The 19,202-nt window shown below is 66.7% G+C and carries 18 protein-coding genes; 1 reads left to right on the forward strand and 17 read right to left on the reverse strand.

Translation table 11 applies throughout. The features are described 5' to 3' along the window. Positions 1 to 165: 165 nt before the first annotated feature. The 15 genes from ppc to rpe form a co-directional block, all read right to left on the reverse strand. Positions 166 to 2,997 carry a phosphoenolpyruvate carboxylase gene (gene ppc, locus CH251_RS22685; protein WP_094615173.1) on the reverse strand — a complete coding sequence of 944 codons (2,832 nt, stop codon included), beginning with the start codon at positions 2,995 to 2,997 and terminating at the stop codon, positions 166 to 168. A gap of 51 nt (positions 2,998 to 3,048) precedes the next feature. Beyond that, positions 3,049 to 3,282 carry a preprotein translocase subunit SecG gene (gene secG / locus CH251_RS22690; RefSeq protein WP_032398009.1) on the reverse strand — a complete coding sequence of 78 codons (234 nt, stop codon included), beginning with the start codon at positions 3,280 to 3,282 and terminating at the stop codon, positions 3,049 to 3,051. 119 nt (positions 3,283 to 3,401) lie between these two features. Then, positions 3,402 to 4,187: a triose-phosphate isomerase gene (gene tpiA, locus CH251_RS22695; RefSeq protein ID WP_094615174.1), complete on the reverse strand. Its 786-nt coding sequence runs from the start codon at positions 4,185 to 4,187 to the stop codon at positions 3,402 to 3,404. A gap of 3 nt (positions 4,188 to 4,190) precedes the next feature. Continuing rightward, positions 4,191 to 5,402: a phosphoglycerate kinase gene (gene pgk / locus CH251_RS22700; RefSeq protein ID WP_032377823.1), complete on the reverse strand. Its 1,212-nt coding sequence runs from the start codon at positions 5,400 to 5,402 to the stop codon at positions 4,191 to 4,193. 5 nt (positions 5,403 to 5,407) lie between these two features. Further along, positions 5,408 to 6,427 carry a type I glyceraldehyde-3-phosphate dehydrogenase gene (gene gap, locus CH251_RS22705; protein WP_037189380.1) on the reverse strand — a complete coding sequence of 340 codons (1,020 nt, stop codon included), beginning with the start codon at positions 6,425 to 6,427 and terminating at the stop codon, positions 5,408 to 5,410. Positions 6,428 to 6,547: 120 nt separating this feature from the next. Next, positions 6,548 to 7,531 (reverse strand): DNA-binding protein WhiA, encoded by a 984-nt coding sequence (whiA, locus tag CH251_RS22710; RefSeq protein WP_094615175.1) that lies wholly within the window; start codon positions 7,529 to 7,531, stop codon positions 6,548 to 6,550. Beyond that, the gene (gene yvcK / locus CH251_RS22715; RefSeq protein ID WP_094615176.1) at positions 7,522 to 8,547 is read right to left on the reverse strand and encodes a uridine diphosphate-N-acetylglucosamine-binding protein YvcK; all 1,026 of its coding nucleotides are present in this window, start codon (positions 8,545 to 8,547) and stop codon (positions 7,522 to 7,524) included. The genes whiA and yvcK overlap by 10 nt, the downstream gene beginning before the upstream one ends. Then, the gene (gene rapZ, locus CH251_RS22720) at positions 8,544 to 9,494 is read right to left on the reverse strand and encodes an RNase adapter RapZ (RefSeq protein WP_373454978.1); all 951 of its coding nucleotides are present in this window, start codon (positions 9,492 to 9,494) and stop codon (positions 8,544 to 8,546) included. The genes yvcK and rapZ overlap by 4 nt, the downstream gene beginning before the upstream one ends. Beyond that, positions 9,494 to 11,584: an excinuclease ABC subunit UvrC gene (gene uvrC, locus CH251_RS22725; RefSeq protein WP_094615329.1), complete on the reverse strand. Its 2,091-nt coding sequence runs from the start codon at positions 11,582 to 11,584 to the stop codon at positions 9,494 to 9,496. The genes rapZ and uvrC overlap by 1 nt, the downstream gene beginning before the upstream one ends. 71 nt (positions 11,585 to 11,655) lie before the next feature. Beyond that, positions 11,656 to 12,114, reverse strand: coding sequence for a PH domain-containing protein (locus tag CH251_RS22730; RefSeq protein WP_094615331.1), 459 nt, complete (start codon positions 12,112 to 12,114; stop codon positions 11,656 to 11,658). Between the two features lie 29 nt (positions 12,115 to 12,143). Beyond that, positions 12,144 to 12,641: a 6,7-dimethyl-8-ribityllumazine synthase gene (gene ribH / locus CH251_RS22735; protein ID WP_032398003.1), complete on the reverse strand. Its 498-nt coding sequence runs from the start codon at positions 12,639 to 12,641 to the stop codon at positions 12,144 to 12,146. Continuing rightward, a complete protein-coding gene (locus CH251_RS22740; protein ID WP_094615332.1) occupies positions 12,638 to 13,927 on the reverse strand; it encodes a bifunctional 3,4-dihydroxy-2-butanone-4-phosphate synthase/GTP cyclohydrolase II in 1,290 nt (429 codons plus the stop codon). The genes ribH and CH251_RS22740 overlap by 4 nt, the downstream gene beginning before the upstream one ends. An 86-nt stretch (positions 13,928 to 14,013) precedes the next feature. Continuing rightward, on the reverse strand, positions 14,014 to 14,625 hold the full coding sequence (locus CH251_RS22745) for a riboflavin synthase (RefSeq protein WP_094615177.1): 612 nt from the start codon (positions 14,623 to 14,625) through the stop codon (positions 14,014 to 14,016). Continuing rightward, positions 14,626 to 15,657, reverse strand: a complete 1,032-nt coding sequence (ribD, locus tag CH251_RS22750; RefSeq protein ID WP_094615178.1) for a bifunctional diaminohydroxyphosphoribosylaminopyrimidine deaminase/5-amino-6-(5-phosphoribosylamino)uracil reductase RibD — start codon at positions 15,655 to 15,657, stop codon at positions 14,626 to 14,628. Beyond that, positions 15,657 to 16,331: a ribulose-phosphate 3-epimerase gene (gene rpe / locus CH251_RS22755; protein ID WP_094615179.1), complete on the reverse strand. Its 675-nt coding sequence runs from the start codon at positions 16,329 to 16,331 to the stop codon at positions 15,657 to 15,659. The genes ribD and rpe overlap by 1 nt, the downstream gene beginning before the upstream one ends. 35 nt (positions 16,332 to 16,366) lie before the next feature. Here rpe and CH251_RS22760 point away from each other — a divergent pair, with 35 nt between their 5' ends. Beyond that, the gene (locus CH251_RS22760; RefSeq protein WP_094615180.1) at positions 16,367 to 16,756 is read left to right on the forward strand and encodes an MmcQ/YjbR family DNA-binding protein; all 390 of its coding nucleotides are present in this window, start codon (positions 16,367 to 16,369) and stop codon (positions 16,754 to 16,756) included. Positions 16,757 to 16,788: 32 nt separating this feature from the next. Here the strand turns inward: CH251_RS22760 and CH251_RS22765 are convergent, their stop codons facing one another. Both CH251_RS22765 and fmt read right to left on the reverse strand, forming a co-directional pair. Then, on the reverse strand, positions 16,789 to 18,258 hold the full coding sequence (locus tag CH251_RS22765; protein WP_256979244.1) for an RsmB/NOP family class I SAM-dependent RNA methyltransferase: 1,470 nt from the start codon (positions 18,256 to 18,258) through the stop codon (positions 16,789 to 16,791). Continuing rightward, the gene (gene fmt / locus CH251_RS22770; RefSeq protein ID WP_094615182.1) at positions 18,255 to 19,178 is read right to left on the reverse strand and encodes a methionyl-tRNA formyltransferase; all 924 of its coding nucleotides are present in this window, start codon (positions 19,176 to 19,178) and stop codon (positions 18,255 to 18,257) included. Before fmt ends, CH251_RS22765 begins: the two co-directional genes overlap by 4 nt. Positions 19,179 to 19,202 lie beyond the last annotated feature (24 nt).

Below are 19,202 nucleotides of genomic sequence, written 5' to 3' on the forward strand. Positions count from 1 at the left end.
TGGTCGCCGACGCACCGGACACGTCCTGTTGTCGAGTAACCGATCCGCCTACCGCTCGCGCGGTAGGCGGATCCGTTTCGCCAGGTGTCCGTCGAGCTGCTGCACTGCCTCATACCTCGTTGGACGCGATCGACCGCCGACCGGTTCCTCGCCCCTCGTACGGGACTAACCGCTGTTGCGCAGAGCCGTCGCGAGACCGTTCATCGTCAGCAGAATTCCTCGCTTGACGCGTTCGTCGTCGTCACCGCTACGGTAGCGCCGGAGCATCTCGACCTGCATCTGATTGAGCGGCTCGAGGTACGGGAACCGATTGTGCACGGAGCGTTCGAGCGACGGGTTGTCTTCGAGCAGGCGACTGTGACCGGTGATCTTCAGGTACATCCGCACAGTCGTTGCGTGTTCGGCCTCGATCATGCCGAAGATCCGCGCACGCAGGTCTGCGTCGGGAACCAACTCCGCGTACCGAGCCGCGATGCCCAGATCCGACTTGGCCATGACCTGCGCCAGGTTGGACAGCACGGTCTGGAAGAACGGCCACTTCCGGTAGAGGTCGGTCAGCACTTCGAGCTTGGCATCGTCGCCGCCGACCCACTCCTCGAACGCCGATCCTGTTCCGTACCACCCGGGGAGCATGACGCGGCACTGACTCCACGACATCACCCACGGAATGGCACGCAGGTCGTACACCGAGTTGGTCGGCTTACGGGATGCCGGACGCGAGCCGATGTTCAGCTCCCCGACCTCGGCCACCGGCGTCGACGTGCGGAAGTACTCGACGAAACCGGGCTCCTCGTGCACCAGACGTCCGTATGCAGCACGTGCCTTGGCGGCCAGGTCGTCCAGGATGTCGTACGCGGCTTCTGCGCCGTCTCCGAGACCCTCGACATCGAGCAGAGTCGACTCGAGCGTGCCGGCAACCAGGGATTCGAGGTTGCGACGCGCCATGGACGGCTCGGCGTACTTCGCCGCGATGATCTCGCCCTGTTCGGTGAGGCGCAGCGATCCCTGCACCACTCCGGGCGGCTGCGCGAGGATCGCGTCGTAGCTGGGACCGCCGCCGCGGCCGACGGTACCGCCGCGACCGTGGAAGAGCCGGAGCCGGATTCCCGTCTTGCGTGAGGCCTCGAGCAGATCCAGCTCGGCGCGGTACAGCGCCCAGTTCGCCGCGAGGTATCCACCGTCCTTGTTCGAGTCCGAGTACCCCAGCATGACTTCCTGATTCATGCCGCGTCCTGCCACCAGCGCGCGGTAGATCGGAACGTCGAGCGTGGCGAGCAAGGTCGCAGCGCCCTGCTGGAGATCCTCGATGGTCTCGAACAGCGGAACGACTCCGACGGTCGACGTGGGGGCCGAGCCGTCCGTGCCGGGGTCGAAGATGCCTGCTTCCTTGAGCAGCAACGCCGCCTCGAGCATGTCACTGACCGACTGGCACATGCTGATGATGTAGTTCTGGATGGTGTCGGGTCCCAGGTGATCGATGGCCTCCTTGGCGGCCCTGACGATGCCCAGTTCCTTGGTGGCGAGCTCACTGAGCTGTGCGTTGGGGCCGACGAGCGGCCGCCTGGTCGCAAGTTCCTGCGACAGCACCGAGACCCGCTCGTCCTCGCCGAGGGACATGTAGTCCGGGTGTACACCGGCCCATGCCAGCAGTTCGGCGACCACTTCTTCGTGGGTCTCGGAGTTCTGCCGCATGTCCAACGCCTGCAGATGGAATCCGAACGTCTCGACCGACTGTCGGAGCCGGAGCAGTCGATCGTCGGCGATCAACGCATCACCGTCGGCGCGCAGTGCCCGGTCGATGATGTCGAGGTCGTCGAGGATGTCCTGCGGGCCGTCGTACTTCTTCGCTCCGAGGTCGATGCCGGAGACCGGCACCGCGTCGAGTACCGCCTCGGCGGTGGCAGTGAGCCGAGCCCGGATGCCGACCACCGCGACCCGATACGGTTCGTCCGATCGGCGATCGTCCGGTTCGGCCGATGCGCCGGCCAGAGCCGCGAGGTCCTCGGTGACGTCCACCAGGCGCGCGGACATCGACAGTTCCTTCTCCAACCCGACCAGTTCGTCGAGGTAGTGCTCGAACGCTACGTAGCCGGCCTGATGTGTCGCCGTGTGCACCACGTCGGCGGTGACGTTCGGATTGCCGTCGCGGTCGCCGCCGATCCAGGAACCGGGGCGAAGGATGGGGCGCGGCAGCAGGTCGTCCTCGGGCCACCGTGCGCGCAGCGCGGCACGCACATCCGCATTGAGGGCAGGCATGACGTCGAAGAGAGACGACTCGAAGTACCGGAGGCCGACCTCGATCTCGTCCTGAATTCGCAACCGCGACAACCGAATCAGAGCTGTCTCCCACAGGGTCAGCACCTGCCTGCGGATCTGCACGTCGATGGCCGCCAGTTCCTTCGCCGCACTGGCGGCCTTGCCCTCGACCGCCGCAGTGGCAACATCGCGGCGGCGCATCAGCTCGGTGATCTTCGACTGCACGTCGAAGATGGTCCGGCGACGTGTCTCGGTGGGGTGTGCGGTGATCACCGGAGCCACCAGAGCATCGGTGAGAGCGGCTGCCACCTGCTCGCGCGACGGTGCCGCGGCATCGATCTTGAGCCAGGTGGCGTCGAGGCTGCTGTCCTGCGGCGGATCCTCGCGATCGAGGTGAATCGCGCGACGACGTTCGCGGTGCAGGTCCTCGGCGAGATTGGCAAGCAAGGAGAAGTGACTGAACGCGCGAATGAGTGGAACTGCCTGTGCCACTTCCACATCGGTGTAGCGTCCGACCGAATCGTCACGCTCGATCTCGGATCTGCGTACCGCGAAGGATTCGACACGCGCGGCCTCGATCAGGTCGAAAACGTCCTCGCCCTCGTGCTCGCGAACGATCTCGCCCAGGATGCCGCCGAGGTAGCGGATGTCCTCACGGAGAGGCTCTGTCAACTCCCGACCCTGAGCTGTCGGTGGGACGAAGGCTGGGGAACCGACTGACTCGTAGGAGGATTCGCTCATCCACCCAGTATCGTCGCTCCGTCACCAACTCGCACTCGGAGCCGGATTCGATCAGGTGTACTTGATCTCCAGACCGATACCGAGGATGGCGATGAGCCAGATGATGCCGGTGAAGACCGTGAGGCGATCGAGGTTCTTCTCGACGACGGTCGAACCGGAGAGGCTGGACTGCACTCCGCCACCGAACAGACTGGACAATCCGCCGCCCTTGCCGCGATGCAGCAGGATCAGCAAGATCAGTGCCAGGCTGGTGATGACCAGCAGAATATCCAGAAACAGATCCATGTCCACCTCAAACTCGATTCGATGCCTTCAGCAGCCTACCTGGCCCCGCGAACGACTTCGGACACCCCGCCGAAGCGAGGTGTCCGAAAACCGTTGGTTGCCGCGTGGACGGTGGCCGATCAGGGCAGGGGTCCACCTGCAGCGATGGCCGACAACGTGGCGAACTCGTCGGCCTTGAGCGAAGCGCCACCGACCAGTGCGCCGTCGACGTCGGGCTGACCGACGATCTCGCCGACGTTCTTCGCGTTCACCGAGCCGCCGTACAGCACGCGGACGCCCGCGGCGACCTCGTCGGAGGACAGCGACTTCAGTTCCTCGCGGATGGCGCCGCACACTTCCTGAGCGTCCGACGCCGACGCGACCCGGCCGGTTCCGATCGCCCAGACCGGCTCGTAGGCGATGACGACCTTGGAGATGTCCTCGGCCGACAGTCCGTCGAGTGACCCGCGCAGCTGCGCGACGTTGTAGGCCACATGCTCGCCCGCCTCGCGGATGTTCAGACCCTCTCCGATGCACACGATCGGGGTGAGGCCGTTCTTCAGCGCCGCTTTCGTCTTGGCCAGCACGACCGCGTCGTCCTCGCTGTGCAGCGTGCGTCGTTCGGAGTGACCGACGACGACGAAGGTGCACCCCAGCTTGGCCAGCATCGATCCGCTGATCTCGCCGGTGAAGGCACCCTTGTCCTCGGACGAAACGTCCTGCGCACCGTAGGTGAGCAGGAGTTTGTCGCCCTCGACCAGGGTCTGCACGCTGCGGATGTCGGTGAACGGCGGGAGCACCGTCACGTCGACCTTGTCGAAGTACTTCTCGGGCAACGAGAAAGCGATCTTCTGCACCAGCGAGATGGCCTCGAGGTGGTTGAGGTTCATCTTCCAGTTGCCCGCGATGAGCGGCTTACGTGCCATGCGTTACGCCTCCAGGACGGATAGGCCGGGGAGCTGCTTGCCTTCGAGGTATTCGAGGGATGCACCGCCGCCGGTGGAGATGTGCGAGAAGCCGTCGTCGGGCAGTCCGAGGGTGCGCACCGCAGCCGCAGAGTCGCCGCCACCGACGACGCTGAACGCGCCCTTCTCGGTGGCTCCGATGATCGCTTCGGCGATGCCCTTGGTGCCGGCCGAGAACTTGTCGAACTCGAACACGCCTGCCGGTCCGTTCCAGAAGACGGTCTTGGCGTTGGAGAGAACGACAGCGAAACGACTGACCGAATCCGGTCCGATGTCCAGGCCCATCCAGCCGTCCGGAATCTCGGACGCCTTGACGGTCTTCGCCTCGGCGTCTGCCGCGAACTTGTCTCCGACGACGATGTCGACGGGCAAATGGATCACATCGCCGAAACGCTCGAGCAGGTCCTTGCAGACCCCGATCTGATCCTCTTGCAGCAACGAGTTTCCGACCGAATATCCTTGCGCGGCAAGGAAAGTGAAGGCCATGCCACCGCCGATGACGAGGGTGTCGACCTTGGGGGCCAACGCCTCGATGACGCCGAGCTTGTCCGAGACCTTGGAGCCGCCCAGCACCACCGCGTACGGACGCGCAGCGTCCTCGGTGAGCTTGGCCAGCACCTCGACCTCGGCAGCGACGAGGGTGCCCGCGTAATGCGGCAGCAACTGCGCCACGTCGTAGACCGACGCCTGCTTGCGGTGCACGACGCCGAATCCGTCGGAGACGAACGCCGCGTCGTCGCCCGCCAGAGCAACGAGCTCACGGGCCAGAGCAGCTCGCTCGGACTCGTCCTTGCTGGTCTCGCGCGGATCGAAGCGAATGTTCTCGAGCAGCAGTACGTCGCCGTCGGTCAGACCCTCGGCGCGAGCCTCGGCGTCCTGGCCCACCACGTCGCCCGCCAGCTGAACGTGGCGTCCCAGCAGTTCGCCGAGTTTCGCGGCGACCGGAGCCAGGCTGTACTTCGCGTCGGGCTTGCCGTCGGGACGACCGAGATGCGCGGTGACGATGACCTTGGCACCCGCCTCGACCAGAGCCCGAAGAGTCGGGATCGACGCCTGGATACGGCCGGGATCGGTGATCGTGCCGTCCTCGAGCGGGACATTGAAGTCCGATCGCACGAGGACGCCACGGCCTTCGACACCGGCATCGAGCAGATCCTGCAGTGTCTTGACAGCCATCGGTGTCAGAGGGACTTGCCGACGAGACCGATGAGGTCGGCGAGGCGGTTGGAGTAGCCCCACTCGTTGTCGTACCAGGAGACGATCTTGACCTGGTCGTCGATGACCTTCGTCAGCGGCGCGTCGAAGATCGACGAGTGCGGGTCGGTGACGATGTCCGAGGACACGATGGGATCGGTGTTGTACTTCAGGATGCCCTTCAGCGGTCCCTCGGCAGCAGCCTTCATCGCAGCGTTGATGTCCTCGGCGGAGGCCGACTTCTTCAGCAGCGCGGTGAGGTCGGTGACCGAGCCGGTGGGGATCGGAACCCGCAGCGCGTAGCCGTCGAGCTTGCCGAGCAGCTGCGGGAGAACCAGGCCGATGGCCTTGGCTGCACCGGTACCGGTCGGCACGACGTTCAGAGCTGCAGCGCGGGCGCGACGCAGATCGCTGTGGGGGCCGTCCTGCAGGTTCTGATCCTGCGTGTACGCGTGGATCGTGGTCATGAGGCCGGACACGATGCCGAACTCGTCGTCGAGAACCTTGGCGATGGGCCCGAGGCAGTTGGTGGTGCACGACGCGTTGGAGATGATGTTCTGGCTGCCGTCGTACTTGTCGTCGTTGACGCCCATCACGATCGTGATGTCCTCGCCCTTGGCGGGCGCGGAGATGATGACCTTCTTGGCACCGGCGTCGATGTGGCCCTGGGCCTTCGCAGCGTCGGTGAAGATGCCGGTGGACTCGACGACGACGTCGACGCCCAGGTCACCCCACGGAAGTGCGGACGGGCCCTCGCGCAGCGACAGCGCCTTGATCTTCTGGCCACCGACGACGATGGTGTCCTCGCCCTCGAGCGAGACATCGTGCGGCAGGCGACCCAGGATCGAGTCGTACTTGAGCAGGTGCGCGAGCGATGCGTTGTCGGTCAGGTCGTTGACAGCAACGATTTCGATGTCGGTGGTACCGAGCGCCTTCTGCGCATCGACAGCCCTGAAGAAGTTACGCCCGATGCGGCCGAAGCCGTTGACGCCTACCCGGATCGTCACTGTTCGCTCCTAAAAGTTGTGAAAACAGATGTCTGATTGTGCCTGCGTGCGGGGTGCCACACGCGGTTCCCACCCTAGTGTGCGCGCAGGCAGAGCGCGCGCATCACGTGATCGGGCCGATCACGCTTCGTCGAGCAGCTCGGCGGTGACCGCGGACTCGGTGTCGGGAATTCCGGTTTCCTTGGCCTTGCGATCGGCCATGGACAGCAGGCGCCGGATCCGGCCCGCCACGGCATCCTTGGTCATCGGCGGGTCGGCCAACTGACCGAGTTCCTCGAGTGACGCCTGTCGATGCTGGACTCGGAGCGAGCCCGCGGCGGCCAGGTGATCCGGTACGTCGTCGCCGAGGATGTGCAGGGCTCGCTCGACGCGCGCTGCGGCGGCCACGGCGGCCCTCGCCGAGCGGCGCAGGTTGGCGTCGTCGAAGTTGGCGAGTCGGTTCGCGGTGGCCCTGACCTCGCGTCGCATACGTCGTTCTTCCCAGATCAACCGGGTGTCCTGTGCGCCCATGCGGGTGAGCAGTGCACCGATCGCCTCGCCGTCGCGGACGACCACTCGGTCGGTGCCGCGAACCTCGCGTGCCTTGGCGGCCACTCCGAGGCGTCGGGCGGCTCCGACGAGCGCGAGCGCTGCTTCCGGTCCGGGGCAGCTGATCTCCAGGGCCGAGGATCGACCCGGCTCGGTGAGTGAACCGTGCGCCAGGAATGCCCCGCGCCATGCGGCCTCGGAATCTCCTACGGTGCCGCCGACGACCTGCGCGGGCAGGCCGCGAACCGGGCGACCGCGCAGATCCAACAGACCGGTCTGCCGTGCCAGCGCCTCGCCGTCCTTGGCGACGCGCACCACGTATCGAGAGGTCTTGCGAAGCCCGCCTGCTCCGAGCATGTGTACATCGGAGGAGTAGCCGAACAGCTCGAATATCTCCCGACGCAGTCGTCTCGCGATGGACCCGAGGTCCACCTCTGCCTCGACCACCACTCGGCCCGCCACGATGTGCAGCCCTCCGGCGAATCGCAGGAGTGCGGACACCTCGGCCTTGCGGCAACTGACCTGACTGACGGTGAGCCTGCTCAGCTCGTCCTTGACCTCCGCTGTCATGGCCACGAAGTGATCCCCTCTCTGCGTGCGGTAGTCGGCGCGGTGTCGTCGGTGGACGACACGATGGAGCCGAGAGCCGCAGCAAGCTTGCCGTAATGATGTGCGTGGGTGCCGTTTTCGGCAACGTCGACGTAGACGACCTCGGCACCGAGCCGGGCCGCTGCCCGCGCCACGTGCTCGCGGTTGCTGCCTTCCGGGACCGAGGCGGAATCGACCAACACGTAGTCGATTCCCAAATCCGGTGCGTGTTGGGAGAGTACGTGGACATGGCGCTCGGCGGAGAATCCGGTGGTCTCCCCCAGTTCGGGCGCAAGGTTCAACACCAGTACCTTCGGCGCACTCGTGCGAGCCAGAGCGGTGAGCTGATCCGGCACCAGCACGTGCGGGATGACGCTGGAGAACCACGATCCCGGCCCGAGCACCACGAGGTCGGCCTTCTCGATCGCAGCGAGTGCATCCGCGGAGGCCGGCGGTTCGGGTGGCAGCAGTCGAACGCGGCGAACCTTGCCGGGAGTCGTCGCCACCGCGACCTGTCCGCGAATGACGCGGCTCACGCGTGGGTCGTCCTCCAGACCGGAGACGTCGGCCTCGATGTCGAGTGCGATCGGCGACATCGGGAGTACTCGGCCGTCGATTCCGAGCATCCGCACCATCTCGTCCAGTGCGGCGATCGGGTCGCCCAGTACCTCGGTGAGCCCGGCGAGGATGAGGTTGCCCACCGAGTGACCGGCGAGCGCGCCCGTGCCTCCGAAGCGGTGCTGGAGGACGTCGGTCCAGAGCTGCGTTCGCTCGTCCGAGCGTGCCAGCGCGGCCAGTGCCATCCGCAGGTCCCCGGGCGGAATGACGCCGAGCTCGGCTCTCAGACGCCCCGAGGATCCCCCGTCGTCGGCGACCGTGACGATGGCGGTGACGTCGTGACCGAGCAACCGGGCCGCCGACAGCGTGGCGTACAGGCCGTGACCGCCGCCGAGCGCGACGATCTTGAGGCCCGATACCGGCACTTCGGTGTCGACCTCGCTCATTCGCGACCCAGATCCCGATGCAGCACGCGCACCGAGACGTCACCCTGATCGGCGAGAATCGCGGCCAGTGCCTCGGTCATCGCGACACTTCGATGCTTTCCTCCGGTGCAGCCCACGGCCACCGTCATGTATCTCTTGCCTTCCCGCACGTATCCCTCGATCGTCAGATTCAGCAGATGCGTGTACGTCTGCAGGTAGTCGCGTGCCCCGTCCTGCCCCAGTACGTAATCGCGCACGTCCGCGTCCTGGCCGGTGTGTTCGCGCAGCTCGGGCACCCAATGTGGATTGGGCAGAAAGCGCACGTCGCAGACCAGGTCGGCGTCCATCGGCAGGCCGTACTTGAAGCCGAACGACTGCACGGTGACGCCGACGCCGGTGGTGTCGGAGTCACCGAACACCGTCTCGATTTTGCGCCGCAGCTGGTGCACGGACAGAGATGTGGTGTCCACCGTCAGATCCGCGGCCGCCTTGACCTGGGCGAGTCGCAGCCGTTCGGCGGTGATGCCCTCGGTCAGCGTTCCGTCCTGACCGTCGTTCTGCAGCGGGTGGCTGCGCCGGTTGGACTCGAATCGGCGGATCAGTACGGCGTCGGACGCGTCGAGGAAGAGCACTCTGTTGCGCACGCCCTTGGAGTCGAGTTCTTTGACGACCCAGCCCAGATCGCCGGTGAACAGGCGGCTTCGAACGTCCATCACCAGTGCCAGTCGCTCGATTCTGGGCTTGGACTCGAGTCCGAGATCGACCATCTTGGAAATGAGCTCCGGCGGTAGGTTGTCGGCGACGTACCAGCCGAGGTCCTCGAGAATCTTGGCCGCAGTGCGCAATCCTGCGCCGGAGACGCCGGTGACCAACGCCACTTCGATCTCGTCGTGCCGCGACTCCCCCGCGGAGGGCTGGTCGAGGTGCTCTTCGGACGGTGGATGTCTCTGTGTCTGGTGTTCGCTCACTACGAAGCCTGTCCCGCCGATTCCACACGCGGTGCGATCGCATGTTCCGCCGTGTTCTCGCCCGATGTCGTTGCAGTTGCGGTGCCATCATCGCCTACATCGGCGTCGTCCGTGTCGGAACCCAGCGCGGCCAGCACCGACTTCGCTGTGGTCTCGCCGATTCCCGGAACCTCGACGATCTCCGCGACCGTCGCACGCTTGAGGTTGGCGACCGAACCGAAGTGCGCCACCAGCGCCGTTCGACGCGACTCGCCGAGTCCGCGAACCGAATCGAGAGCAGACGCCGTCATCCGCCGCGATCGCTTGCTTCGATGGAACGTGATCGCGAACCGGTGCGCTTCGTCGCGGACTCGTTGCAGCAGGTAGAGCGACTCGCTCGTCCGCGGCAGGATGACCGGATCCTCCTCCCCCGGAACCCACACCTCCTCGAGCCGCTTCGCCAGACCCACCACGGCAACGTCGGTCACACCGAGCTCGTCCAGTACCGCCGCGGCAGCGGCCACCTGAGGGGCACCGCCGTCGACGACGAACAGGTTGGGTGGATACGCGAATTTCCGCGGTCTGCCGGTCTGCGGGTCCAACGCGGCTTCGGGGGCCAGATCGCCCCCGGTTCCTTCGGCCGAACCGTCCGCGGAGTGCCGAAGGAACCGGCGACGGGTCACCTCGGCGATGCTCGCCACGTCGTCCGAGTGCCCGTCTCCTGCCGCTTCCTTGATCGCGTAGTGGCGGTAGTCGCTCTTGCGGGGCAAGCCGTCCTCGAAGACGACGAGCGAGGCCACCACATCGGTTCCCTGCACGTGGGAGATGTCGATGCACTCGATGCGCAGCGGTGCGGAATCCAGATCGAGTGCCTCCTGAATGCCCTGCAGCGCAGCCGATCTCGATGTGAAGTCGCCCGCACGCTTGAGCTTGTGCTGCTGCAGGGCCTCTTTGGCGTTGCGTTCGACGGTCTCGGCCAACGCCTTCTTGTCGCCGCGTTGGGGAACCCGCAAGGTCACGTTCGAGCCCCGGAGTTCACTGAGCCAGGCCTGGACCTCGTCGGCGTTGTCCGGCAGCACCGGAACCAGCACTTCCCGCGGGACGGCATTGGAACCACCGTCGTCGCCGCCCGGTGCCTGTGCGGACAGGGCAGCCTGCTCGCCGTAGAACTGCGTCAGGAACTGCTCGACCAGAGCGGGCAGGTCGGCCTCGTCCTGGCGTTCGATCACCTCTCCTGCCTTCTCCACCACCCAGCCGCGTTGTCCGCGCACGCGGCCGCCTCGGACGTGGAAGACCTGAACGGCAGCTTCGAGGGCATCGGTGGCGAAGGCGACGAGATCGGCGTCGGTGCCGTCGCCGAGCACCACAGCCTGCTTCTCGAGAGCCCGGCGCAGCGCACCGACGTCGTCTCGCAGACGTGCAGCGGTCTCGAAATCGAGGTCCTCGGACGCAGCCTGCATCTTCTTCTCGAGCTGACGAACGAGCTTGTCCGTCTTTCCGGCCAAGAAATCGCAGAAGTCCTCGACGGTGGCGCGATGCTCTTCGGCGCTGACCCGGCCGACGCACGGTGCCGAGCACTTGTCGATGTAACCCAGCAGGCACGGCCTGCCGATCTGATTGTGGCGCTTGAACACTCCGGTCGAGCACGTGCGCGCAGGAAACACTCGAAGCAGTAGATCCAGCGTCTCGCGAATGGCCCACGCGTGCGCGTAGGGACCGAAATAGCGCACGCCCTTGCGCCTGGGTCCGCGGTAGACGAACAACCGCGGGTATTCCTCGTTCATCGTCACCGCGAGCATCGGGTAGCTCTTGTCGTCGCGGTAGCGGACATTGAACCGTGGATCGAATTCCTTGATCCAGTTGTACTCGAGCTGCAGGGCCTCGACTTCGGTGGTCACCACGGTCCACTCCACCGATGCCGCGGTGGTGACCATCTGGCGAGTGCGTGGATGCAGCGAGGCGATGTCTGCGAAGTAGGAATTGAGCCGACTGCGGAGGCTTTTGGCCTTTCCTACGTAGACGACGCGACCGTGCGGATCGCGAAATTTGTACACCCCCGGCTCCACCGGGATGGTTCCGGTGGCCGGGCGGTAGGTAGCGGGGTCGGACACGGCATCCACGTTAGCCGTCGGGTCCGACGTTCTCCGCATCCGCAGCTCAGCGGTGGTGCGGAGGAACGACGTCAGTCCTGATCGGCCGGGACGTCCGGAACGGAGGCGGCGGGTGCGTATTTGCGTTCGAGGGTGCGGAACTGTCGTACCGCCGCGACCGCATGGTCACGATCGTTGGACTGGATGGCCATCACGTTGATGAACTCGTCGTCGGGAATGTCGACCCTGGCCCACATCGCTCCGTCCGGGAAGGACAGGCCACGTACCAGATCCCATTCGATCAGACGCTCCGACAACAGGTTCCGTACCGCGACACCTGCCGGCCCGACGCGAATGCGCGGGCGCGTCAGCACGAGCGCCAGGCCTCCCAGAAGAACGCCGATACCCGCCATCGCGAGTTGGTCGGCGGTTCTGAAGTACACCCCGGTCGGCGACACTCTCAGCAGGACGGCGACGGTCGAGTGCGCCACCACGAGCAGTACCGCCGTCGCGATGGCGTAGCGAGCCGACTTGCGCGACTTCACCACCATGTCCCACTCGGCGGACGGTGCGCTGCCGGTCACGTGAACTCCTGATTCGTCCAGGGTTGGCGCAGGTGCTTGAGAGTCAGCGCTGTGTCGATCGCGGCCGCGGTGGCCTGCGCACCCTTGTCCTCGAAAGAACCGGGAAGTCCGGCGCGATCGAGCGCCTGCTGCTCGTCGTTGGTGGTGAGCACACCGTTGGTGACCGGAGTGCCCTCGTCGAGCGATACTCGCGTCAGGCCTGCCGTGACGGCGTCGCAGACGTACTCGAAATGCGGTGTGCCCCCGCGAATGACGACACCGAGAGCGACGACGGCGTCGTGGTTGCGGGCCAGCGCCTGCGCGACGACGGGCAGTTCTATGGCTCCGGCCACACGGATGACAGTGACGTCCTCAATCCCCGCCGACTCGGCTTTGCGGAGTGCACCGTCGAGCAACGCCTGGGAGATCTTCTGGTGCCATTGACCCGCGACGATTGCCAGCTTGAGATCACTCGCACCTGCGAGCTGCAGGGTGGGTTCGCCTTCGCCGCTCATGAGGTGGCCCCGTTCTCGTGGGCAGGAGTGGAGCCTGCGGAATGACCGTTTTCGTACTCGTCCAACCCGGTCAGGTCGTGGCCCATGCGGTCGCGTTTGGTGCGCAGGTAGGTGAGGTTCTCGGCGTTGGCGCGCAACGGCATCGGTACCCGTTCGGTGACGTGCAGGCCGTAGCCGTCGAGGCCCACTCGCTTGGCGGGGTTGTTGGTGAGCAGCCGCATCGAGGAGACGCCGAGGTCGACGAGGATCTGTGCGCCGATTCCGTAGTCGCGGGAGTCGGCGGGGAGGCCGAGCTGCAGGTTGGCGTCGACGGTGTCGGAGCCTGCGTCCTGGAGCTGGTAGGCCTGGAGCTTGTGCAGCAGGCCGATGCCGCGCCCTTCGTGTCCGCGCATGTACAGGACGATGCCGCGTTCTTCGGCGGCGACCATTTCCAGGGCCGCGTCCAGCTGTGGTCCGCAGTCGCAGCGCAGTGATCCGAACACGTCGCCGGTGAGGCATTCGGAGTGCACTCGAACGAGCACGTCGTTGCCGTCTCCGTCGGGGCCCGCGATGTCGCCGCGGACGAGTGCGACGTGTTCGACCTCGTCGTAGATGCTCTGGTAGCCGACGGCGCGGAAGGTGCCGTGGCTGGTGGGGATCCGGGCGTCGGCGACACGGACGACGTGCTTCTCGTGCTTGCGACGCCAGGCGATGAGGTCGGCGATGGAGATGAGGGCGAGGTCGTGCTCGTCGGCGAAGACGCGCAGTTCGTCGGTCTGGGCCATCGCGCCCTCGTCCTTCTGGCTGACGATTTCGCAGATGACGCCTGCAGGCCGCAGGTCTGCCATGCGGGCGAGGTCGACGGCAGCTTCGGTGTGGCCGGGACGACGCAGCACTCCGCCGTCCTTGGCGCGCAGCGGTACGACGTGGCCCGGACGGGTGAAGTCGTTGGCCCCGGTGTCGGGGTCGGCGAGCAGTCGCATCGTGGCCGCCCGGTCGGAGGCGGAGATTCCGGTGCCGATGCCTTCGCGGGCGTCGACGGTGACGGTGTACGCGGTTCCGTGCTTGTCCTGATTGGTGGCGAACATCGGCGGCAGGCCGAGTCGGTCGCAGTCCTCACCGGAGAGTGGAACGCAGAGATAACCGGAGGTGTAGCGGACCATGAAGGCGACCAGTTCCGGGGTGGCCTTCTCGGCGGCGAAGATGAGGTCGCCTTCGTTCTCGCGGTCCTCGTCGTCGACGACCACCACTGCTTTGCCCGCAGCGATGTCCGCAACTGCGCGCTCGATACTGTCGAACCTGGTCACCACGGTGTGCTCCATACGTCTCGGGCCTGGCTCAGCGCCCTGGAAATTCTCCGATGCACCATCGATTGCGTGCACGTCAACAGTACTTACTGTGCGTCGATCGTCTGCAGCCGCTCCACGTACTTGGCGATGACGTCGACTTCGAGGTTGACCGGCGATCCGACCTCGGCCGTGCCGAGAGTGGTCAGGTCGAGGGTGGTGGGGATCAGGGAGATCTCGAACCAGTGCGCTCCTTCGTCGACGCCGAGTCCGGAGACGGTGAGCGAGACGCCGTCGACGGTGATCGAGCCCTTCTCGACGACGTAGCGCGCGACCGAGGTGGGCAGTGCGATGCGCACGACGGTCCAGTTCTCGGACGGGGATCGGCCGATGATCGTTCCGGTGCCGTCCACGTGACCCTGCACCAGGTGCCCGCCGAGCCGGCTGCCGAGTGCGGCGGCGCGCTCGAGGTTGACGCGTCTACCCACGTCGAGGGCACCGAGGCTGGAGCGGTTCAGCGTTTCCTGCATGACGTCGGCGGTGAATCCGCCGTCGGGCAGCACCTCGACAACGGTCAGGCAGACCCCGTTCACCGCGATCGAGTCGCCGTGGCCTGCATCGGAGGTCACCACCGGGCCCCGAACGGTGAACCGCGCGGCGTCGGGCAGTTCGTCCTTGGCGACGATCTCGCCGAGCTCTTCGACAATTCCGGTGAACATCTACTTCGCTCCTTCGGGCACGACGCCGATCAGAATGTCGTTGCCGATCATGGTGACTGTCTCCGTGCAGAACCGAATTGCGTCGGCAATTGTTCCGATGCCCGCATTCTCCACCGCTGTGGGTCCGCTGCCCAACACCGCCGGTGCGACGTACGCCACGACACGGTCCACCAGTCCCGCGGCGAGGAATGCTCCGGCCAACGTCGGACCGCCTTCGATCTGGATGTCGGTGTGCTCGCTGAGGGCGTCGATCACGGCCGCGGGATCGTGTGTGTCGAGGAACACCGTGGCGGCGTCCGGCCCACGGATCGCTGCGGTCGCGGGAATCTGCCGCGATCCGACGACGACGCGCACGGGTTGATGGGGCGCGAGAGTCCCGTCGGGACGTCGTGCGGTCAGTCGCGGGTCGTCGGCCAGCACGGTGCCGGTTCCGACCACGATGGCGTCGAGCTTGGCTCTCTCGGCGTGGACGTGCGCCCGGGCCTGCGGTCCGGTGATCCACTGGCTCGTGCCGTCCGCCGCGGCGCTGCGTCCGTCGAGGGTGGCGGCATATTTCCACGTCACGTGCGGCCGACCGGTGCGTTGCTTGTGCAACCAGGCGCGCAGTGGCCCCTGCCGCACCGCCGTCTCGCCGATCCCCTGTTCGACGCGAATGCCCGCCGCGCGCAGGGCTGTCCCGCCGCCCGACGCGAGCGGATTCGGATCGGCGACGGCGTGCACGACCGCGGCAATGCCCGCGTCGATCAGGGCCTGCGAGCACGGTCCGGTGCGGCCGGTGTGGTTGCAGGGTTCGAGGGTCACCACCGCGGTGCCGCCGCGCGCTCGGTCGCCGGCCTCGGCCAGCGCGACGATCTCGGCGTGTGGACCGCCGGGCGGACGCGTCGAGCCGACGCCGACGACGACGCCACCGGCATCGAGGATCACCGCGCCGACCGCAGGGTTGGGACTGCTGATGCCCCGGGCGGACTCGGATGCCTCGACGGCGAGGGCCATGGCGTCCGCGACGGACAGTGCTGCGCCCTGGCCGTTCATTACGACAGGTGGTGTGATGCGCGGGCGGCTCGGTCGCGTAGGTCGCGCACTGCGGCTGCGGGGTCGGCGGTGTTGTAGACGGCCGATCCGGCGACGAAGCAGTCGATGCCGGCCTCCGCGGCCTGCTCGATCGTGTCGGAGTTGATGCCACCGTCGATTTCCACGACCAGTCGGAGATCACCGGAATCGACAAGTGCTCGAACGGCTTTCGCCTTCGCGAGTACCTCCGGCATGAACGACTGTCCGCCGAAGCCCGGCTCGACACTCATCACCAGCAGCGTGTCGAAATCACGCAGGATCTCGAGGTACGGCTCGATGGGTGTTCCCGGCTTGACGGACAACCCGGCTTTGGCTCCCGCGGCCCGGATGTCGCGTGCGACGGCGGACGGGTCGTCGGTCGCCTCGGCGTGGAAGGTGACGTTGTACGCACCCGCCTCGGCGTACGGCGGCGCCCAGCGGGCCGGGTCCTCGATCATCAGGTGGCAGTCGAGCGGAATGTTCGTCGCCTTCAGCAAGCTCTCCACGACCGGCAGCCCCAGGGTGAGGTTGGGTACGAAGTGCGCGTCCATGACATCGACGTGCAGCCAGTCGGCTCCGGACACGGCATCGGCTTCGGCAGCCAGACGCGCGAAATCTGCGGACAGGATCGAGGGGGCAATCATCGGGGAAACCACGATTGACGAGCCTAGCCCAGCGGTATCGTTCGCCCATGACCACCATGGATTCGGTGACGGCGGTGATCGCCGAGTTGCCCGAGGTCACCGAGAGTGTTCGGTACGGCCATCCGGCGTGGTCGGTGGGCAAGAACGTGTTCGCGTGGATTCGTCCGTTCAGCAAGGCCGATCTGAAGCGGTTCGGCAGCGAGATCCCGCCCAGCGGGCCGATCCTCGCCGTCCGCACCGCCGATCTGAACGAGAAGGAAGCCATCCTCGCCGCACACCCGCGGGCGTGCTTCACCATCTCGCACTTCGACGGGTTCGCTGCCGTTCTGGTCGACATCGATCACACCGAGGACGACGAACTGCGCGAACTGATCATCGACGGATGGCTCGTCTACGCCCCGACAGATGTGGCCGAGACGTTCCTGGCCGGCAACTGATCGCCGGCCTGCAGATCACCTCGGCTGACTGGTCACATCGGCTTACGCAGCGCCGCCATGAACATTGCATCCGTGCCGTGTCGATGCGGCCACAGTTGCACCGATGTACCGTCGCCGAGTTGCGGCACTCCGGGAACCAACTCGCGAGTGTCGAGCTGTTCGACGCCGTAGCGGCGAACCGCGTCGGCGACGACGGCGGTGGTTTCGGACAGGTGCGGCGAACACGTCGAATACAGCACCACTCCGCCCGGGCGGACCAGCTCGATCGCCGCGGCCAGCAGTTCCTTCTGCAATGTCACCAGTGCCGCCACATCGGAGGGCTGACGACGCCAGCGGGCCTCGGGCCTGCGGCGCAGGGCACCGAGTCCGGTGCACGGCGCATCGACGAGCACTCGGTCGTAGCCGCTGTCGAGTCCGGACGCTCGTCCGTCGACGGTGTGCACCGTCACCGGGAGGTCCTTCGTCGTCTTGGACACCAGATCGGCTCGGTGCGGTGTCGGTTCGACGGCGTCGACCGTGGCACCGTCGATCTCGGCGATGGCACCGAGGAGGGCAGCTTTACCACCCGGTCCGGCGCACAGGTCCAGCCACCGTCCACCGTCCTCGCCGACGAGCGGCGCCAGGGTGAGCGCCCGGCCGACGAGTTGACTGCCTTCGTCCTGCACCCCGGCCAGTCCGTCCCGGACGGCGTCTAGCTTGCCGGGATCGCCGCCGTCGAGGTGCACGGCGTACGGCGAATAGGGGCCTTCCTCTCCCCCGGTGATCAGCGCCAATTCCTCGGCGGAGATCTCTCCGGGCCGGGCCACCAGATGGACCGACGGACGCGCGTCGTCGGCCTCCAGAACCGCGGCGAGTTCGCCGGCGTCGGCACCGAGCGCATCGGCGAATGCCTGCGCGATCCACTTGGGGTGTGCGTACTCGAACGCGAGGTGGCCGACGGGATCGGCGGCCGCGGCGGGCGCGAGCTCGTCCACCCACTGCGCCGCAGTGCGCTCGGATACTCGGCGCAGCACCGCATTGACGAAACCTGCTTTGCCGGTACCGAATTCGGACCGCGCCAGGTCCACCGACGTGGCGACGGCCGCGTGCGGTGCCACTCGGGTGCGGAGCAGTTGGTAGGAGCCGAGCCGCAGAATGTCGAGCAGCGGCCCGTCGATCTCGGTGGCAGGCCGACCTGCCGCGTGGGCGATCACCGCGTCGAGCACACCGCGGGCGCGGGACGCGCCGTAGGCGAGTTCGGTGGCCAGTGCCGCGTCGCGCGAGTCCAGTTTGCGCTCTCGCAGCAGGCCCGGAAGCACCAGATTGGCGTAGGCATCCCGTTCACGCACCGCTTTGAGGACGTCCCGGGCGGCACGGCGGGCCGGGTCGATCGCGTCGACGCCGCGGGGTCCTGCTCCCTGTGGGGGCCGGTTTCCCTTCGGCCCGCGCGCACCGGGCGACTTCTTGACGTGCTTGCGGGGTGGGCTCGACTCGCGCTTACGAGGCCTGTCGGGTTCTGTCATCGCGCTACCGCCGTATCGTCCAGCCGAGCGCCGCGCGCCCAGTCGAGTGCCTTCATGAGCTTCTTGCCCTGCGGTTGAACATCGCCGAGAACCACTGCGGCCGTGCCTGTTCCGATGTGCACGCCGGACTTTCGCACCGATATCTCGCCCGGGGCCAACGTGTCCTCCGACTGCGTTGTCGGGCCGATCTTGACGCGGAGTTCACCGATCGTCGTCCATGCGCCCGGTGCGGGGGTGACCGATCTGATGTGCCGGTCGACGAATGCTGCAGATCGAGTCCAGTCGATGCGTGCGGCGTCGACGCTCACCTTGCTCGCGTAGGAGATCCCGTCCTCGGGCTGCGGATGCGCGGACGCCGTCCCGTCCTCGATCGCGTCGAGGGTGGCAGCCAGTAGGTCTGCTCCGCTCGACGCCAGGCGGGTGAGCAGGTCCCCCGTCGTATCGGTTGCGCGCACCCGCTCGGTGACGACGCCGAGTACCGGGCCGGTGTCCATTCCCGCGTCGAGCAGGAAGGTGGAGGCACCGGTGATCTCGTCGCCTGCGGCGATGGCGGCCTGGACCGGGGCGGCACCTCGCCACGCGGGCAGCAGCGAGAAGTGCAGATTGATCCAGCCGAAGCGAGGGATGTCGAGCACCGGCTGCGGCAACAGTGCGCCGTATGCGACGACCGGACACACGTCGGGCGCGAGTTCGGTGAGCTGCGAGACGAAATCCGGATCCGACGGCTTCGTGGGTGTGAACACAGGTATCCCATGCTCGTCGGCGAGCTGCCCGACCGGCGAGCGCGCCGTCTTTCGGCCCCGACCGGCTGCGGCATCGGGCCGGGTCACCACCGCGATCACCTCGTGGCGTTCGGACTCCAGCAGTCGCTGCAACGACGGGACCGCGGGCTCCGGTGTACCGGCAAAGACGACGCGCACTCGAGCAACTCCCTGGGATGGACG

Source organism: Rhodococcus sp. 06-462-5, from assembly GCF_002258315.1.
In the GTDB taxonomy this organism is placed as follows: domain Bacteria; phylum Actinomycetota; class Actinomycetes; order Mycobacteriales; family Mycobacteriaceae; genus Rhodococcoides.

Bases quoted from the DNA above. Each gene is read 5' to 3' on its own strand.
- ppc (WP_094615173.1), bottom strand. From the start codon at position 2,997: ATGAGCGAATCCTCCTACGAGTCAGTCGGTTCCCCAGCCTTCGTCCCA.
- secG (WP_032398009.1), bottom strand. From the start codon at position 3,282: ATGGATCTGTTTCTGGATATTCTGCTGGTCATCACCAGCCTGGCACTG.
- tpiA (WP_094615174.1), bottom strand. From the start codon at position 4,187: ATGGCACGTAAGCCGCTCATCGCGGGCAACTGGAAGATGAACCTCAAC.
- pgk (WP_032377823.1), bottom strand. From the start codon at position 5,402: ATGGCTGTCAAGACACTGCAGGATCTGCTCGATGCCGGTGTCGAAGGC.
- yvcK (WP_094615176.1), bottom strand. From the start codon at position 8,547: ATGAGCGAGGTCGACACCGAAGTGCCGGTATCGGGCCTCAAGATCGTC.
- CH251_RS22730 (WP_094615331.1), bottom strand. From the start codon at position 12,114: ATGGTGGTGAAGTCGCGCAAGTCGGCTCGCTACGCCATCGCGACGGCG.
- ribH (WP_032398003.1), bottom strand. From the start codon at position 12,641: ATGAGCGGCGAAGGCGAACCCACCCTGCAGCTCGCAGGTGCGAGTGAT.
- CH251_RS22745 (WP_094615177.1), bottom strand. From the start codon at position 14,625: ATGTTCACCGGAATTGTCGAAGAGCTCGGCGAGATCGTCGCCAAGGAC.
- ribD (WP_094615178.1), bottom strand. From the start codon at position 15,657: ATGAACGGCCAGGGCGCAGCACTGTCCGTCGCGGACGCCATGGCCCTC.
- CH251_RS22760 (WP_094615180.1), top strand. From the start codon at position 16,367: ATGACCACCATGGATTCGGTGACGGCGGTGATCGCCGAGTTGCCCGAG.
- CH251_RS22765 (WP_256979244.1), bottom strand. From the start codon at position 18,258: ATGACAGAACCCGACAGGCCTCGTAAGCGCGAGTCGAGCCCACCCCGC.